Here is a 16183-nt window from a genome sequence, read left to right on the forward strand (position 1 = left end):
TAGAAATTTATTTCTATGAATAGTTTTTTTGCTCGCAAGTACGTCGTTTCCGGAATCTTTGTTGCCATCGCGCTGACTTTGGTTGCCCGCCTATTTTATTTACAGATCATCGACGATTCCTATATACATTCAGCCAATAGCAATGTCATGCGGAAGGTCATCGTTTACCCTGCAAGGGGTGTTATTTTAGACCGCAAAGGAAAAGTACTGGTACAAAATGAACCTGTTTACGACCTGATGGTTACGCCGCGCGAAGTCAAGGAGATTGACACTGCTTTGTTTTGTAAATTAATTGACATTGACAAAGAAGGCTTTATTAAACGAATGGATAAGGCTCGTGCTCACTCTCCATACAGGGCATCAATTTTTGAAAAACAGCTATCCGTCCGGACTTGGGCACAATATCAAGAATATCAATATCAGTTTCGTGGATTCTATGTGCAAAAGAGAACCATCAGAAGTTACCCCGATAGTATTGCCGCTCAATTTTTAGGCTATGTGAGTGAGGTAAACGATAAAGATATTGAACGGTCCAATGGGTTTTACCGAAGTGGTGACTATATTGGAAGAAGTGGTGTTGAACGTTCCTACGAAGATCTGATTCGCGGTAAAAGGGGCGTCAACAATTTGATGGTTGATGCGCTAAATCGTCCCAAAGGGATATTTATGGAAGGAAAATACGATACCTTGGCCGTTGCCGGTGAAGGATTAGTTTCCTCCTTAGATAAGGATCTTCAAATATTAGGTGAAAGCTTAATGAAAAATAAGCTCGGTTCTATTGTTGCCATTGAGCCAGCAACGGGGGAAATCTTGGCCTATGTAAGTAGCCCGAGTTACGACCCCAATCTGATGGTAGGTCGACAAGTCGGCAATAATTATATGAAATTATTGAATGACGAGACCAAGCCCCTTTTTAATCGTCCTATTCAAGCTTCGTATCCTCCGGGATCCGTTTTTAAGGTCGTTTCAGCGTTGACAGCACAGCAAGCTGGCGTCATTGACCGAAACACCGTATTTTTCTGCCCCCATGGTTATAGCTATGGTGGCGGACGCGGCTGGATGGGCTGTACCCACTACCACGGTTCAACCACTTTACAGCGTTCTGTAGCAGTATCCTGTAATACCTATTATGGGTTTACCTACGCCAAAATGATCGACGGACGGGGCCTCTCGGGGCCAAAAGCTTATGACCTATGGCGCAATGCAACCACACAGTTTGGAATCGGACACAAATTAGGGATAGATTTACCAGGGGAAAAACCAGGATTATTGCCCACATCGGAGTTTTATACAAAACGATATGGCAATGACAAATGGCGTTCAAGTTTCAACATCTCCCTCTCTATTGGCCAGGGAGAGATGGGTATAACACCACTACAAATGGCCAATATAATGGCTATTGTAGCCAATAAAGGTTTTTACTATAGACCACATCTCATCAAGGGTATAGGTGCGCAAAAAATCGCTAAAAAGGAATTTACAGAAAAGATCAGCGCTGGGGTAGATGAAAAATATTATCCTGTAGTCATCCAGGGGATGAGCGACGCTGTCAACACACCTGAAGGAACAGCTTGGTCGAATCGTATCCCGGGTATTGAAATGTGTGGAAAAACAGGAACGGCACAAAATCCACATGGAGAAAATCACGCGGTATTTTTTGCATTTGCGCCACGGGAAAACCCGAAAATTGCCATTGCAGTATTTGTTGAAAATGCTGGTTATGGTGGAACTTGGGCTGGTCCGATCGCCAGTATGATGGTGGAAAAATACCTTAAGGACACCATTACGGCACCAAAATATATTCAGGATCGGATCTATAAAGCAAATTTTCTTCCTGCACCAAAGAAAGTAATAGATCCCAAAAGTAAAGATGTCAAGAAAGCGGATTCGATCAAATCAAAAACAGATACTGTTAAATCAAAACGACAATTAGCGGCAATGGTAAAACCAAAAGAAACAATTGTTCACCATAGTGAGGTAAAAAGAAGACATGAATAATCAAAAAAATAGTTTCTTTGGAAAAATAGATTGGTTAACAATCATACTCTGGCTCTCACTCTGTCTGATCGGTCTATTCAATATCCGTGCGGCAGTATTTAATCCAGAAATGCCTGGCTTTTTCACCTTGGGCACCAACTATGGAAAGCAGTCACTCTATCTGATCTCAGCGATTATTCTCGGTATATCCATCTTGATTATCGATGCCAAATTTTTCAGTTCGGCCTCACCCATATTTTACGGTATAACAGCAATACTCCTTGTCATTGTTTTGGTTGTCGGGCGAAATGTCGGCGGAAATCAGGCCTGGATTGATTTAGGATTTTTCAGGTTACAACCCTCCGAGTTTGCCAAGCTCTCCACCTGTCTGTTGCTGGCCAACTTCCTAAGCGCGCAGAGCAATAAAGCCCCCACCATGCAAACACTGGCCATGGGAGCCGGAATTGTACTATTTCCTGTATTTTTAGTTATGCTACAGCCCGACACCGGTTCTGCATTGGCATTCTTTTCGCTAATTTTTGTCTTTTACCGCGAAGGCTATGTAAACAATGAACTATTGATATTTGGAGGTCTCTGTATCTTACTTTTCGTTTTAGCGCTGTTATTCAATCCATGGATTCTTATTTTAGTCTTGGCTGGCATTATCGGTTTTTTTATGTGGAGCTTCCGGAAAAAGAGAAAATATATTATTAATCTAAGCATCCTTTTTGCAGCCTGCACCGCATTTATATTATGTGTGGATCTGGTGTACGACCATGTATTACAACCGCATCAACGTGACCGAATCGATATCATTTTGGGTAAAACAGAAGACCTCAAAGGAAAGGGTTATAATTTGAACCAGTCCAAAATCGCCATTGGATCGGGCCAATTTTGGGGAAAAGGCTATTTACAGGGAACGCAGACCAAATATAACTTTGTTCCCGAACAAAGTACTGACTTTATCTTCTGTACAGTGGGAGAAGAATGGGGCTTTGTAGGTTCAGTAACATTAATTGCTATTTATCTCACGCTGCTCTTGCGTATCATCCATATTGCAGAACGACAGCGTTCGGCTTTCGCCCGAATCTATGCCTACGGCGTAGCTTCTATCCTATTTTTTCACTTGTTTATCAATATCGGAATGACCATAGGAATTATTCCTGTCATCGGGATACCATTGCCATTTGTCAGCTATGGTGGGTCTTCACTCTGGAGTTTCACGATACTACTCTTTATCATGCTCAAATTTGACTCCAACAGGAAAGGAGTTGTTTAATGCACATGTGGTACTTGGAGAGATTTTTCTAAATCCTTTCCAGTACCAGTTGAATAGCTTTTTCCACGACTGCTTCAGGATTCGGCGAAAATTCTCCCGTTACCCGGCTTGCTAAAATGGCATTTATGGATAAGGCCTGATGGCCAAACATTTTCGCTAAAGCATAGATACCCGCGGTTTCCATTTCCAGATTGGTCAAACGGAAATTGTTATGCTTAAATGAATTTACCAAAGGAATCAGATGCGGAATCGTATTATCTGACCGCAGACAACGTCCTTGTGGTGCATAGAATCCCGGCGCCGTCAATGTCATCCCCTTGGGCAGATCAAAAGCAATTCGGTCTAATAGACGCTCTCCGGCCCCTGCTACATAAGGTTTTAAACTCAATTGTGGAAAATACCGAATTAGAGCCTGCTGGATATTCAATTCAATCTCATCGTAAGGCTTTTGATAGAACTGCATCAATGCATCAAAGCCAATCCCATATTCCGAAGCCAATATACTTCCCATTTCAACATCCGTCTGTACAGCACCAGAAGTACCGATACGCACGATATCCAAAGAGGTTAGCTCGCTTTTCACAACCTTATGCTGAAAATCGATATTCACCAATGCATCCAGCTCATTCAATACAATATCAATATTATCTGTACCTATACCTGTAGAGATCACGCTCAGCCGTTTAGTACCAATATATCCTGTATGGGTGATAAACTCACGCTTCCCTTTTTTAAGTTCGATACGGTCAAAATATTTCGACACCTTGGCGACACGGTCTGGATCTCCTACCGTAATGATCGTATCGGCTAAATCCTCCGGCAATAAATTCAAATGATAAATACTTCCATCTGAATTTAAAATGAGTTCTGAATTGTTTATCATATCGTTCTTAAATAATTCAATTGACAACCTTCAATTTTCGAAAAACGTTCTACGACACGGTTCACCTGCATTTTACGCACCTCAAATTCCAGATAGCAATTATTGTCAAATTCATGCTTTTCGATTTCCAGTCCTTCTTCCTTAATAATACGCATAACATCATTCATATTTAGATAATCAAAGGTCAACCCATAGCTATCATTAACTGTTCGTTCGATTATCTGAGCTTGATCCAAGGCATCCTGTGTGGCCGATTTATAAGCATTAATCAAGCCTGGTACGCCCAAAAGGGTTCCACCGAAATAACGGACAACAACAACGATTATATTTGTAATATCTGCCGAGAGCAAAGCATTTAAAATAGGACGCCCCGCGGTGCCAGAAGGTTCACCATCATCGTTTATGCGAAATACATTACGATCTGGAGTCAACCGATAAGCCCAGCAGTGGTGTCTTGCTTTTGGATGCAGGGATTTCACCTCCTGTAGCAGATCTTTTAATTTCTCCTCAGATTTAAAAGGAAATGCATAGGCAATAAATTTGCTTCCTTTATCTCTAAAAATCCCCTCATAGTTTGCATCGATCGTTCGATAAGTATCTTCAAATAAACTCACTGATATGCGATAATTAAAACTGAAATAATGGAAAGAACTATCCCCAGGTAATTCAACCATGAGAGTCTTTCTTTAAAAAATAATACACCCACCAAAGCACCCAGCGAGATAACACCAATATTCATTCCAGTAAATACGATGGAAGGATTCTCAGGTAATGCCCGATGAGCTTTCATATAAAATAATATATTACAAAAATTGAAAGCGCCTAAAATCAGGCCATAAACGACAGCTTTACCTGAAAAGCTCTGCTTTTCAACAAAGATAAAATAGCCTAATAAACCAAAAGCAATCAGCATGGCCATGACAAAGATAATAAACATCGAACTGACATAAGGTATCGTCACATGCAATGCGACCTGTTTAAAAAGGACATCAATAATCCCCATACCAATAAAAACAAGCAATGGGTAGAGACTATTTTTATATCCCGTATTTGACAGGGTTACCGTAGGGAGAGACTTTCGCCAACCGATGGAACATATTATCGCCAATAGACCTACCCCTATCCCCAACAGTTTATTTCCCTGTAGCTTTTCGTGGAATAAAAAAAACGCCGCCAGTAAGGGAATAAATAAAGACAGTCGTTGGGCTACCTCCGTTTTTACCAAACCGCTATAACGGATAGATAGCGCAATAAATACAAACATCCCCGGTAACAGTACAGCCAGTGCTGCATACAGCGGGAATGGTAAGGCATCCCAGCTAATTTCTTTTATTTCGGGCCGTAATATAAAGTAGGTCAAAGCAACCGCCATAGGATAATTCCAGACAATCACTTGTTTTGTTTCTACGCCATACTGTTTTGCCAATTTTAACAAGACAGCTACAGTGACGCTGCAGATAACACTTATGAGGACAAAAATCATTGTTCCGTTACTAAATTATTTCCAAAGTCCACGCTTAGCCTGACGTGCCTGTCGTTCTAATTTCACAAAAAAATCAGCATACTGAACATTCGGTGTCAGGGTGTAGGTCACAGCATAGCCCTGCTCTACCAATTCCGCGTTAACAAATTTCTCCCTAAGATACACATAAGCAAGAAGTCTTCCATAACGATCCTTTTTACCGACATCAAATACCAGCTTCACATTCTTTCCGGTCAACAAAGTTTTTAGATATTCTTTTGCCTCCATGCCATAGTAACCAACTTCCTTTCGTGCTGTTCTCCTTGTTTCGGGAGCATCAATCCCAATCAAGCGTACCCGTTCGCCTTTTTTACTACCATTTTCAATCACAAAGGTATCGCCATCAATTACCCGTCGCACCTTCACATACCGCTCCTCCCCTTTATAAGAAAAACCTAAAAACAAGAAACAAATGATAGTGGCACTCACTAAAAAATTAAATCGCTTTAGCATAAAAATTACATTTGGGCAAAGGTAATAAAATACTTTTTCAGCAAATAACGGATAAAACACAGCATATTTCAACAAAAAAAACTAGTATTTTTAATAAAAAAACAGCAAAAAAAACAGCACTTTTTAATATATCTTTTATGTTAAAAAATAATTAAAAAAAACAGACAAAAAAAAGATATTAAAAATCATAAAACACTATATAAAAGAAAATTACAAAAGAAAAACATCTAAAAAAAGCTATAAAAAACACATATTTTCAACATAAAAAAAGTAATAAAAAACAACCGAAAACACACCGATAAATGATGTGTTTTTTATGAAAAAAATTATTTTTTCTTTGATATTTCAAAAACATTCGTACATTTGAAATGTCAAACAACACAAGGATGAACAGATCATATACATATTTCTATTTTAACTTCTTTTATTTTAAAAATAAGAGCCGGGATTAGATTGTGTATACATTAAAATATAACAAGAAAGAGTCCCGGTTTAGATCATCGGGACTCTTTCTTGTTTAAGGGCAAAATAGCAACAAAAAAAATGAGTTTAAAAATTGCGATACAAGGAGCAAAAGCTTCATTTCACGAGGAGGCAGCATTTAAATATTTTGGACGCGAAGTCGAAATTGTTGAATGTGATTCATTCAAAAAAACCTGTGAATTGCTTAAACAAAGAAAAGTAGATTACATTGTTATGGCGATTGAAAATTCGATTGCTGGTAGCCTGCTACCAAACTATAATCTGCTTCGGGATTATAAATTCCATATCACAGGAGAAGTCTATCTCAACATTCAGCAGAATCTTATGGTATTGCCAGGTGTTAAATTGAAAGACATCAAACACATCGAATCACATCCGATCGCAATCCGTCAATGCGAAGAATTTCTTTCGGAACTTGAAGGTGTACGTATTACCGAAGGGTCAGACACAGCGGCCACAGCAAAGATGATTGCAGAACGGAAATTGACTGATACAGCTGCAATTGCGGGTACTTTGGCTGCAGAGATTTATGGTCTTGAGATTTTAGAGAAAAGAATCGAAACCAATAAAAAGAATGCAACACGTTTTCTGGTTCTATCGAATGAGGTGGTCGAACACAAAAATGCCAATAAAGCATCTTTATCGTTCCAAACGGGAAATACAGTTGGTTCCTTAGCGACAATTTTACAGTGTTTTGCTGAGCAAAATATCAACTTGAGCAAGATTCAGTCTATGCCTGTTATCGGAAAACGCAACGAATATGACTTTTTCGTTGATGTTGAATGGAAAAAACAATCAGACTATGAGGCTGCGATCCGAAAAGTACTCAAACATAGTATCAATTTCAATATTATGGGCGAATACATCAAAAACGAGAAACTATAATCAACAATTTAATAATTTTAAAAAATCAACTTACCTTGAATCTGTCGGAGCTATAAAGACTTACAAAACAAGCATAACAGCTTAACAGACTCAAATACCTTTAAAAATTTATTCCGATGAAAAATACATTAGAAATCACTCCTTTGAAATCATGGTTGGATACTGGAGACAAACCTTTAATTATCGCAGGCCCTTGTAGTGCAGAGACAGAAGAGCAATTGGTATCTACAGCTCATTTATTGGCAAACACTGGAAAAGTAAATATTTTACGTGCAGGAATCTGGAAACCACGTACTCGTCCAGGTGAATTTGAAGGTATCGGTTCCATTGGTTTGGAGTGGTTGAAGAGAGCGAAAGAAGAGACAGGTTTATTAACAGCTACAGAGGTTGCGACAGCAAAACACGTCGAAGAAGCTTTGGCAGCTGGTGTTGATGTACTTTGGGTAGGTGCACGTTCAACTGCAAACCCATTCACGGTGCAAGAAATTGCTGATGCACTACAAGGAGTAGACGTACCAGTTTTCGTAAAAAACCCGGTTAACCCAGATTTATCGTTGTGGATCGGTGCTTTGGAGCGTATCAACCGCGCTGGCATCAAAAAATTAGGTGCTATTCACAGAGGATTCTCTTCTTACGAGAAAACAGCATTCCGCAATGAGCCGATGTGGGATTTAGCCATCCAGTTAAAAACTGCTTGCCCTAATTTGCCGATCATCAATGACCCTAGCCACATTTGTGGTAACCGCGAATTGCTACCGTACATCGCACAAAAAGCAATGGATATGGATATGCAAGGTTTGATCATCGAATCACATATTGACCCTTCTGTTGCATGGACTGATGCCAAACAACAAGTTACGCCAGCAGCCCTAGCAGAGTTGATCAATCATTTAACATTACGTAAAGCTGATTCCGACAACCCTTCATTCGAGGATAAATTAGCCGAATTGCGTAGCAACATCGATAAATTGGACGATCTAATTATCCAAAAAATCGGCGAGCGTATGAAAATTGCAGAGAAAATCGGTGAATACAAACGCGATAACAATGTGACGATCTTACAGGTAAACCGCTGGGATGAGATTGTTCAAAAACGCACAAAACTTGCTGAAGCGCTTTCCTTGGGTAGTGAATTTGCAACAAAATTCCTAGAATTAATTCACAACGAATCTATCCGTAAACAAAACGCGGTAATGAATTCACAGGAACAACCAACAGCAGAAGCATAATGAATCAACAAGTCATCAAGCTGACGCACCCATCAAAAAAAATAAAAGGCACGGTTCAACTGACAGGATCAAAATCCGAGAGCAACCGTGCTCTTATTATTCACTCGTTGAGCAAGGGGCAAGTTGATATAGCAAACCTTTCCGAGGCTGCCGATACGGTGACGTTAAACCGTGTATTGCAGATTGCATCAGCTCCTCAACCTGGCTACAACACGATTGACATCGGTCCGGCGGGTACAGCAATGCGCTTTTTAACGGCCTACCTGAACCTTATTCAAGGAAACTTTATCCTTACGGGGACCGAACGCATGCAACAACGGCCAATCGGTATATTAGTTGACGCCATGAAGGAAATCGGAGCCGACATTCATTATGAAAAAAAAGCCGGCTATCCGCCCCTAAAAATAGAAGGCGGCATATTTCAAGGAAAGGACCGTGTCCGGATAAAAGGAAATATCAGTAGCCAATACATCTCTGCGCTGCTATTAATTGCTCCCGCATTGAAAAAAGGGCTTACATTGGAAATCGAGGGCGAACTGACTTCCAGACCCTATGTATCCATGACCCTCGATATGCTAAAAAGCGTCGGCATACAGCATGAGTGGACAGCGAATGAAATACATATTGCCCCACAGACTTTTTCAAAAAGCACGATTTATGTAGAGCCAGATTGGAGTGCAGCTTCTTACTGGTACGCTATTGTAGCGCTGGCAGAAGACGGAGCATCTATCGTCTTACCTGGGCTTAAAAAAGATAGTCTGCAAGGAGATATTGCAATTGTCGAAATCATGACCCATTTTGGCGTGCAATCCAGTTTTGAAGCCGATGGCTTGCATCTTCATAAAACGGCAATAGATTCGAAAAAAACAGTATTTGATTTCAAAGAATGCCCCGATCTCGCGCAGACTGTCGTCGTTGTCGCTGCAGCGCTAGGTCGTGACGTTTCTTTTACTGGTCTTGAGACATTAAAGATCAAAGAAACAGACCGAATCGCAGCTCTCCAGACTGAAATAGCAAAATTTGGCGCTGAATTGATAGCAGATAACGAAACCTATCATCTTAAAACAGCACAGGTATTCCAACCAAAAGAGGTGACCTTTGATACCTATGAGGACCACCGCATGGCAATGGCGTTTGCACCGCTTGCATTGGTTTTCGACCAGATCAAGATTGCGGAGCCAATGGTTGTAGAAAAATCATATCCTGATTTCTGGAAACATCTGCAGGCCCAATCTTTTAGCATTGACTAATATTTTAAAAACCCGGGAGAATATAGTTTTATACTCCCAGGTTTTATAACCTATATACACGCTATTAATAGCTTTAATGGCAACAAAAGAAATACTACCCGTGGACAAACGCAGTCATGATTAAAAATAATCAAATTGATAAAGTTAGGTTTTACAGTAGTGTTTTCATTGCATTTAAAGGCAAATTTATCTAAGTTTATTGAAATTTAATTCTTATGGCAGGAAACTCATTTGGCGATTTATTCAGAATCAGCACTTTTGGCGAATCACACGGAAAAGCGATTGGTGTAATTATTGATGGTTGCCCCTCAAATATAACGATAGACGAAGAGTTTATACAGTCTGAACTAGATAAACGGAAACCGGGACAGTCCAGAATTACCACACAACGAAAAGAAAGTGATACCGCTCAGATATTATCGGGCGTATTCGAAGGGAAGTCGACCGGAACTCCGATTGCCATTGTTATACCAAATGAAGATCAACGTTCCAAGGACTATACCCACATTAAAGATATCTTCAGGCCTTCCCACGCGGACTTCACCTATCAGATGAAATATGGTATCCGTGACTACCGTGGTGGTGGCCGTTCCTCAGCCCGTGAAACAGCCGCCCGTGTTGCTGCAGGTGCTGTTGCAAAGAGCTTTTTACAACAATTTGGCATCGAAATCTTCGCGCATGTTTCGGGTGTGGGTACGATCGAAGCTCCCAATTTGGACACCAAAGATCTTAAAGCTCTGCTTGAGCTTCGGGAATCTAATATCGCACGCTGTGCTGATCCAGCTACAGCCAATGAAATGGTCGAATTTATAGATTCAGTAAGAAAAGCAGGTGATACAGTAGGTGGACGCATTTCGGCGGTGGTAAGACATGTCCCCGTTGGACTTGGAGAACCCGTATTTGACAAACTCCATGCTGACCTTGCGAAAGCGATGATGAGCATCAATGCTGTACATGGATTTGAATATGGATCAGGTTTTGCAGGTTCAGAGTTGCGAGGTTCCGAACATAATGATATATTTGTAGCAGATGACCATGATTTAAATCAAGTGCATACACATACCAATTTCTCTGGGGGAATACAGGGTGGCATATCAAACGGTATGGATATTACTTTTAAAGTAGCATTTAAGCCTGTTGCAACCATCATGAGAGATCAAGAAACAGTCGACATCCATGGCAACCCAGCCATTGCAAGTGGTAAGGGAAGACATGATCCTTGTGTTGTTTCAAGAGCGGTAATTATTGTAGAAGCCATGGCGGCACTTGTGATTGCGGATCATCTACTTAAACATCAAAGTTACAAACATGCTGCAAGATAATTATGTCGTAGGTGTTGATATTGGAGGCACTCATATTTCTGCCTGTATCATTGATACCAAACAATGGAATATACATTTAGAGAACGTGGTCAGAAACCACGTTTTTTCTCAAGGAGATGCTAAAACGATTTTACACACCTGGGCTTCCACAATACAGGATAGTATTGCGACCTCACCCACTGCTATTCAATTCATTGGCATAGCAATGCCGGGCCCTTTTGACTATGAAAATGGCATCTCTAAAATGTTAGGGCAAAGCAAGTACGACAACTTGTACGATCAGGACATTAAAAGCCTTTTATCCGCTGAGTTGGGTTTACCTTCTACTGCTATTCACTTTATCAATGATGCAGCGGCTTTCCTACAGGGTGAAATATTTGTACAGAACCTTCAGACCAATCCGAGAATACTCGGGATTACATTAGGGACAGGCTTAGGATCTGCGGTATGGAATAAGGGCGAGAAGGCCTTCGATGCAGACCTTTGGAATACACCTTATCAGGAAAGTATCTTTGAAGAATATCTTGTGACAAGATGGTTTGTCAAACGGTTTAAAGAGATCACTGGGAAAGATGTCACTGGTTTAAAAGAAATTTTGGACAATCATAGAGAAACAGCTGCATTCGCAACAATCAAAGATGAATACGCAACACATCTATTTGATTTTATGCAGTTTTTTGAAGAAAAATATCAGACTAATCTCTTTATTATTGGTGGCAATATTGCTAAAGCACTTCCTATCTTTATCGCGGATCGGGAAGAATTCAATAGATTCACCATCCATACAGCTATATTGGGTGAGAAGGCAGCCATGATCGGCGCCGCAAGTATTTTCAGTTAGTTCAGGGACTTAAAAACACAAAATAGCGTTTCCCCTAAAAAAGAATGCTATTCAAAGAGCCTCTTGCAAGAAGCTCCTTGAATAGCATCGTTAAAATAACAGATCCAAAGAAATATCCATTTATTCAAACATAGATGGATATTTTTCTGGGTTGGCCTCATGCATGATTGCATATACCGTCTCTACAACATCATCCGAAGATGGTTTTGAGAAATAATCACCATCCGAACCATAAGGAGGGCGATGCGCTTTTGCTGTCAATGTTCTAGGTTGGCTATCAAGTAAATAATAACCATTTTGATTTTCAAGTATTTCCTGCAGTATAAATGCGGCAGCACCCCCAGGTACATCCTCATCTACCACTAACAACTTATTTGTTTTTTTCAGAGACTCCGCACATAATTGTCCTTTATCAAATGGCAACAAGGTCTGCGCATCAATAATCTCGATAAATATTCCCAAACGTTCTAATTCTACAGCTGCTTCTTCGACAACACGCAAAGTTGAGCCGTAAGAAACAACCGTGATATCCTGTCCTTCTTTAATGCGCTCAGCATAACCTATTGGCACCGTAAATTCACCAACATTCTCTGGTAAACGTTCTTTGAGGCGATATCCATTCAAACATTCAACGACAATAGCTGGCTCATCTGAGCGGAAAAGCGTATTATACATTCCAGCAGCTTGTGTCATATTACGAGGTACACAGACATGCAATCCTCTTAAAGAGCCCAATATCACCGACATTGGAGATCCCGAATGCCATACCCCCTCCAATCGGTGTCCACGGGTACGGATAATGACCGGTGCTTTTTGTCCTCCGAAAGTACGGTAACTTAAGCTGGCTAAATCATCACTGGCAACAGTGATACCATAAATCAAATAATCTAGGTATTGAATTTCAGCAATTGGTTTTAACCCACGGATCGCCAATCCGATCCCTTTACCGATAATTGAATTTTCACGGATCCCAGTATCAAATACGCGATGCGCACCGAGCTTATCCTGTAGACCTGCAAATCCTTGGTTAACATCCCCTATTTTCCCTACATCTTCCCCGAATGCCAATAAACGTTCATCGCGTTGAAAATTTTCTTCAAAACAAAGATTCAACACTTCCCGACCATCTACGATTTTAGAATCCTCACTATAAATCGCTTCTACAGTAGGCACATTGAAGGGAGAATCAACGCCATCAGTAAATAATTTCGAATTATACCGCTTCTCGTTAATCTCCTGTTTAATCTTATACCAATTCAACAATTCCTGACGGCCTTCTGTGTCTTTTCCCTTTAGCTCATGTAAGATCTTCCGGACCTGTCCATATACCTCTTTCAGAGAGGGCTCTACCATCGATTGCAGTTTTTTTGCCGCGAAGTCCGCTTTTTCATTTGGAATTCGTGACAATAGATCAATGGCTTCTTTTGCTTCAAGCGTCAAAGTTCTGATATAATCAGTCCAAGCCCTTTTTTGTTCCTGGCGAACAAAATCCTTGGCATCACGATCCAGTTGATCCAATTCTTCATCTGTAGCGATACCCGAACTTTGTATCCACTCCTTCATTTTCGCAATACAATCGAAGTCTGTTTCCCACTTCAAGCGTTCCTGAGATTTATAACGCTCGTGGGATCCCGAAGACGAGTGCCCTTGTGGTTGTGTCAATTCAGTCACATGGATCAGACATGGGATATGCTTTTCTCTCGCAATATTTGCGGCCTGTTCGTATGTTTCACACAATCCCGCATAATCCCAACCTCTGACTTTAAAAATTTCAATTCCGTTTGTTAATTCCTCTTTTTGGAACCCCTTGAGTATTTCAGAAATATCACCTTTTGTGGTCTGGGTCTCATTCGATACCGAGATTCCGTAACCGTCATCCCAAATAGAAATAACCGCAGGAATCTGATGTACTCCGGCAGCATTGACGACTTCAAAAAATACACCTTCTGAAGTTGCAGCATTACCTATTGTACAGAAGGTAACTTCATTTCCCCTATTCGAGAAATAGGACAAATAATCCAAGTTTCTATTTTGTTTATATAATTTTGATGCTAATCCTAACCCCAATATTCTTGCCATCTGCCCACCTGTGGTAGATATATCCGAAAACGAATTCTTCTGCACCGTTTGATCAAGCCAATTCCCCTGATCATCCAGCACCCGCGTAGAAAAATGACAGTTCATTTGTCGACCGGCAGAGGAAGGATCAGCTTCAACATCTGGATGTGCATATAATTGAGAAAAAAAACGATAGACATCACTGATGCCTGAAGCAAATATAAATGTTTGGTCACGGTAATATCCCGATCGCCAATCGCCATTTCTGAAGACCTTAGCCATCGCAATTTGTGCCAATTCTTTTCCATCGCCAAAAATACCAAACTTCGCCTTACCTGTAAGCACTTCCTTACGCCCCAATAAACTTACGTAACGACTTTCCAAGGCGGTCCGATAATCATTCACAATAATCTTTCTGAACTCGTCAAAGCTCAAAGTGGAAATAGATTCATTGTTTTGGTCAAATGCAGTATCAAACATATTCTTTTTTGTTTCAACAAATTTAACAAAAATATTATTCTATATAATTGGTGTTTGTCAAATAATTTGACAATCAATAGTTCGTATTTGAAATAGAATATTCTAATTTCTCAAATTAGTACTTTTTGAGAAAAATTCCTAATTTTTGCAGATTTTTAATTATTATAGATAGGGATTGAACGCTAGCGGCAAGGGATCAGAAATTCATAGCTTCATGATCTCCTAAGACACTAGGCTCGAGATTGAGATAGTTCTTTTTTTTAATTTTAACTTTTTACTGTGAATTTTTCGACACTACAACTCAATAAGCTCCTTTTTTCCAACCTTGAGAAACAAATGCTTTCGGTACTGACTGCCGTCCAGGAACAGGCTATCCCCGCTATATTAGCTGGCAAAGATTGTCTGGCGATTGCCCCTACGGGAACCGGAAAAACCGAAGCTTTCGCTATCCCGATCGTACAACATTTATTAGAAAAAGAACAAAGAGAACATGCCTCCGTTCTTATTCTACTTCCAACACGCGAACTCTGTATCCAAACGAAAGATCGAATTGCTAGACTGATTGAGGGTACAGGTCTCAATATCGCCAGTTTTTATGGTGGCGGAACTTACGAAAGCCAACTTGCGGCCTATCCTAAAGCTCAGCTGATCCTAGCTACTCCAGGCAGATTACTTGACTTTCTAGAACAACAGGTTGTTGATCTAAAAGCGATAAACACCCTAGTCATTGATGAATTCGATCAATTGCTCGATCTTGGTTTTACACTAGAAATCAATAAAATTATACAGGCACTTCCAACGGAAAGACAGTCTATTTTCATATCGGCGACACGCACAGCAGAAATGGATAAGATCATTCAAAAAAGGCTCAAAAATCCGATAGAAGTCAGGGTAGAAGATCATCTAAAAAAAGGAAAAATAAGCGAGTATGTATTATATGTTGATAAAAATGACAAGAAAAATCTAGTCCGTTACCTTCTTGAAAACAAAATTAAATCGCAAGCCCTTATTTTCACGCGGACAGTACATGCTGTTGAACGGATTGAAACAGACCTTCATCGAAATGGCATTTCGGCACTAGCACTATATGGTGATAAGTCGCAACAGCAGCGCGAGGAGATTATCTCCAAATTTAGAAATAAAGAAAACAGGGTTTTGATTGCAACGGATTTGCTGGCAAGGGGCATAGATTTCCCCGATTTGGAAGCTATCATAAACTATGAAGTACCAGACTCTCCGGAGGTATATACACATCGTATCGGAAGAACAGGCCGCTCTCAGGCTGACGGTACGGCCATAACACTCTGCGACGCCGAAGACAACCAGAAATGGATCAAACTACAGTTGTCACTAAATAAACAGATACAGATTGACGATCAACATCCATTTTTATTGAGCTGGGAGAAAATGCTATCCAGTAGCCAAAACAATGGCCGAAAAGGACAATCAAAATCAAGAAAACGTCGTTAAATTATAATTATTCTTTTACTTTTACCTGCAATTAACAAAATCACAGTCCAA

Annotated in this window: 13 protein-coding genes; 8 read left to right on the top strand and 5 right to left on the bottom strand. The window is 40.3% G+C overall.

Translation table 11 applies throughout. The annotated features are described in order from the left end of the window. Positions 1-15: 15 nt before the first annotated feature. Together mrdA and rodA are read left to right on the top strand one after the other, a co-directional pair. Positions 16-1998 carry a penicillin-binding protein 2 gene (gene mrdA, locus M2408_RS16770; RefSeq protein ID WP_259183526.1) on the top strand — a complete coding sequence of 661 codons (1983 nt, stop codon included), beginning with the start codon at positions 16-18 and terminating at the stop codon, positions 1996-1998. Next, complete coding sequence (gene rodA / locus M2408_RS16775; RefSeq protein WP_259183528.1) at positions 1991-3256, top strand: rod shape-determining protein RodA; 1266 nt, start codon at positions 1991-1993, stop codon at positions 3254-3256. The genes mrdA and rodA overlap by 8 nt, the downstream gene beginning before the upstream one ends. Before the next feature lie 28 nt (positions 3257-3284). Here the strand turns inward: rodA and M2408_RS16780 are convergent, their stop codons facing one another. From M2408_RS16780 to M2408_RS16795, 4 genes are read right to left on the bottom strand one after another with little or no spacing between them, the layout of a single operon-like run. Continuing rightward, a complete protein-coding gene (locus M2408_RS16780) occupies positions 3285-4139 on the bottom strand; it encodes a nucleoside phosphorylase (RefSeq protein WP_259183529.1) in 855 nt (284 codons plus the stop codon). Beyond that, positions 4136-4753, bottom strand: coding sequence for a YigZ family protein (locus M2408_RS16785; RefSeq protein ID WP_259183531.1), 618 nt, complete (start codon positions 4751-4753; stop codon positions 4136-4138). Before M2408_RS16785 ends, M2408_RS16780 begins: the two co-directional genes overlap by 4 nt. Beyond that, positions 4750-5622, bottom strand: coding sequence for a DMT family transporter (locus M2408_RS16790; protein ID WP_259183533.1), 873 nt, complete (start codon positions 5620-5622; stop codon positions 4750-4752). Before M2408_RS16790 ends, M2408_RS16785 begins: the two co-directional genes overlap by 4 nt. Before the next feature lie 15 nt (positions 5623-5637). Then, positions 5638-6114, bottom strand: a complete 477-nt coding sequence (locus M2408_RS16795; protein ID WP_259183534.1) for a thermonuclease family protein — start codon at positions 6112-6114, stop codon at positions 5638-5640. A gap of 543 nt (positions 6115-6657) precedes the next feature. Here M2408_RS16795 and M2408_RS16800 point away from each other — a divergent pair. The 5 genes from M2408_RS16800 to M2408_RS16820 all read left to right on the top strand — a co-directional run bounded on the left by M2408_RS16800 (position 6658) and on the right by M2408_RS16820 (position 12124). Next, entirely contained in the window at positions 6658-7482 is an 825-nt protein-coding gene (locus M2408_RS16800; RefSeq protein WP_077437425.1) for a prephenate dehydratase, read from the top strand. Positions 7483-7598: 116 nt separating this feature from the next. Further along, a complete protein-coding gene (locus M2408_RS16805) occupies positions 7599-8711 on the top strand; it encodes a chorismate mutase (protein ID WP_108636939.1) in 1113 nt (370 codons plus the stop codon). Continuing rightward, positions 8711-9961, top strand: a complete 1251-nt coding sequence (gene aroA, locus M2408_RS16810; protein WP_259183540.1) for a 3-phosphoshikimate 1-carboxyvinyltransferase — start codon at positions 8711-8713, stop codon at positions 9959-9961. The genes M2408_RS16805 and aroA overlap by 1 nt, the downstream gene beginning before the upstream one ends. A 215-nt stretch (positions 9962-10176) precedes the next feature. Continuing rightward, positions 10177-11283 carry a chorismate synthase gene (aroC, locus tag M2408_RS16815; protein WP_108636941.1) on the top strand — a complete coding sequence of 369 codons (1107 nt, stop codon included), beginning with the start codon at positions 10177-10179 and terminating at the stop codon, positions 11281-11283. Next, a complete protein-coding gene (locus M2408_RS16820; RefSeq protein WP_259183544.1) occupies positions 11270-12124 on the top strand; it encodes an ROK family protein in 855 nt (284 codons plus the stop codon). Before aroC ends, M2408_RS16820 begins: the two co-directional genes overlap by 14 nt. A gap of 120 nt (positions 12125-12244) precedes the next feature. On the opposite strand, the gene M2408_RS16825 is transcribed toward M2408_RS16820, so the two are convergent. Then, positions 12245-14662 (bottom strand): thiamine pyrophosphate-dependent enzyme, encoded by a 2418-nt coding sequence (locus M2408_RS16825; protein ID WP_259183547.1) that lies wholly within the window; start codon positions 14660-14662, stop codon positions 12245-12247. Between the two features lie 279 nt (positions 14663-14941). Here M2408_RS16825 and M2408_RS16830 point away from each other — a divergent pair, with 279 nt between their 5' ends. After that, positions 14942-16132, top strand: coding sequence for a DEAD/DEAH box helicase (locus tag M2408_RS16830; protein ID WP_259183550.1), 1191 nt, complete (start codon positions 14942-14944; stop codon positions 16130-16132). Positions 16133-16183: the final 51 nt, after the last annotated feature.

The sequence above is a fragment of the Sphingobacterium sp. BIGb0165 genome, assembly GCF_024810095.1.
Classification (GTDB): domain Bacteria; phylum Bacteroidota; class Bacteroidia; order Sphingobacteriales; family Sphingobacteriaceae; genus Sphingobacterium; species Sphingobacterium detergens.